Here is a 2,496-nt window from a genome sequence, read left to right on the forward strand (position 1 = left end):
TGTTGATTTCCATTGAGAAGTGACCCGGCTTGGCCTGATATTTCCATTGAGAATTGACCCATGTTTGAACCTTCCCTCGCGTGTTTTCAGCGGGGGCTATGGAGTGATCGACATGGCGTTATTGAGCGTGATCCGGCGCTGGCATTTTCGAGAGCATTTATCGATCCGGGAGATTTGCCGCAGGACTGGCCTGTCCCGGAATACCGTCCGCAAATATCTGCGTTGCGGCGGTGTTGAGCCGAAGTTCAAAGCACCGAAGCGGCCAAGCAAGCTGGACCCGTTCGCGGACCGGCTATCGGCCTGGCTGAAGACGGAAACCAAAAAGAGCCGCAAGCAGAAGCGGACGATGAAGCAGTTGCATGCGGATCTGGTCAGCCTCGGCTATGAGGGGTCCTACAATCGCGTGGCGGCCTTCGCCCGGGAATGGCGTGAAGATCGGCAAAGGGAATTGCAGACGACCGGCCGCGGCACGTTTGTGCCCTTGGCATTCGAGCCGGGCGAAGCCTTCCAGTTCGATTGGTCGGAGGATTGGGCGATTATCGGCAACGAGCGCACCAAGCTGCAAGTTGCCCACACGAAGCTGAGCTACAGCCGCGCATTCGTCGTCCGGGCCTACCTCCTGCAGACGCACGAGATGTTGTTTGACGCCCACAATCATGCCTTCCGCGTCTTCGGCGGCGTGCCGGGGCGCGGCATCTACGACAACATGAAGACGGCGATTGATAAGGTCGGACGCGGCAAGGAGCGTGATGTGAATATCCGTTTCCAGGCGATGGCCAGCCACTACCTGTTCGAGCCGGAGTTCTGCAATCCTGCTTCCGGCTGGGAAAAGGGGCAAGTCGAGAAGAACGTTCAGGACGCCCGGCACCGGCTTTGGCAGCCCACGCCCCGCTTTCCATCACTGGAAGCCTTGAACGATTGGCTGGAGCAGCGCTGCAAGGAATTCTGGGCACAGACCCCGCACGGTCAGATGAGAGGCACTATCGCCGACCTCCTGGCAGAGGAAGCTCCGGCGCTGATGCCTGTTTCCAGGTCGTTCGACGGGTTTGTCGAATACACCAAGCGCGTCTCTCCGACCTGCCTCGTGCATCTGGAGCGCAACCGCTACAGCGTCCCGGCATCCTTCGCCAATCGGCCAGTCAGCTTGCGTGTCTACCCGGATCGTATCGTTGTCGCCGCAGAGGGTCAGATCATCTGCGAACACCGCCGTGTCATCGATCGATCCCATGACCGGCCTGGGCACACCATCTATGATTGGCGGCATTATCTGGCGGTCGTGCAACGCAAGCCCGGTGCTCTTCGCAACGGCGCACCGTTCACCGAGCTTCCCGACGCATTCCGGACCTTGCAGCAGTATCTGCTCAAGAAGCCGGGCGGGGATCGCGAGATGGCCGATATCCTGGCACTTGTCCTCCAGCACGACGAACAGGCTGTCCTGTCGGCTGTCGATATGGCGCTGAAGTCGGGTGTTCCAACCAAGACCCACATCCTGAACCTGCTGCATCGCCTGGTCGATGGCAAATCCCTCACGCCTCCAACCGTGAATGCACCTCAGGCCCTGACGCTTGCCAACGAGCCCAGGGCCAATGTCGAGCGCTACGATGCCCTGAGAAAGACGGAGGCTCGCCATGCGTCATAATCCAGCAAGCGGCGCGATCGTCATCATGCTGAGAAGCCTCAAGATGCACGGTATGGCACAGGCTGTCGGCGAATTGACCGAGCAGGGATCGCCGGCGTTCGAGGCAGCCATTCCGATCCTGTCACAGCTTCTCAAGGCGGAGACGGCGGAACGGGAGGTCCGATCGGTTGCCTATCAGCTCAAGGTGGCCCGCTTTCCAGCCTACCGCGACCTGAACGGCTTCGACTTCGCCAGCAGCGAGATCAACGAGGCGCTCGTGCGCCAACTCCATCGCTGCGAGTTCCTGGACGACGCCAACAACATCGTCCTGGTCGGGGGCCCCGGCACCGGCAAGACGCACATCGCCACCGCAATCGGCATCCAGGCCATCGAGCATCACCACAAGCGCGTCCGGTTCTTCTCAACCGTTGAACTGGTCAATGCACTGGAACAGGAGAAAGCCCAGGGCAAGGCGGGTCAGATCGCCAACCGGCTCGTCCATTCCGACCTCGTGATCCTCGACGAGCTCGGATATCTGCCGTTCAGCGCGTCCGGGGGTGCTCTGCTCTTCCATTTGCTGAGCAAGCTCTACGAGAGAACCAGCGTCATCATAACCACCAACCTGAGCTTCAGCGAATGGGCCAGCGTCTTCGGCGACGCCAAGATGACAACCGCGCTGCTCGACCGGCTAACCCATCACTGCCACATCCTTGAAACCGGAAACGACAGCTTCCGCTTCAAGAACAGCTCCGCACATGAGCCCAAAACGAAGAAGGAGAAAGCCAAGAACTTGACCGAACCCACAGACCCGTAACATACCTAAAAGGAGGGTCAATTCTCGGTGGAAATGCCGGGTTACTTCTCAATGGAAATCAACA

General features: G+C 59.5%; 2 protein-coding genes. Both read left to right on the forward strand.

Annotation, left to right across the window (positions count from 1 at the left end; translation table 11 throughout):
* Positions 1 to 112 precede the first annotated feature (112 nt).
* Positions 113 to 1,639: an IS21 family transposase gene (gene istA / locus IG616_RS22805; protein ID WP_192151281.1), complete on the forward strand. Its 1,527-nt coding sequence runs from the start codon at positions 113 to 115 to the stop codon at positions 1,637 to 1,639.
* The gene (gene istB / locus IG616_RS22810; protein ID WP_192151283.1) at positions 1,629 to 2,432 is read left to right on the forward strand and encodes an IS21-like element helper ATPase IstB; all 804 of its coding nucleotides are present in this window, start codon (positions 1,629 to 1,631) and stop codon (positions 2,430 to 2,432) included. Before istA ends, istB begins: the two co-directional genes overlap by 11 nt.
* The last annotated feature ends 64 nt before the right edge of the window (positions 2,433 to 2,496 follow it).

Origin of the sequence: Roseibium litorale, from assembly GCF_014842915.1 — a bacterium.
Taxonomy (GTDB): Bacteria; Pseudomonadota; Alphaproteobacteria; order Rhizobiales; family Stappiaceae; genus Roseibium; species Roseibium litorale.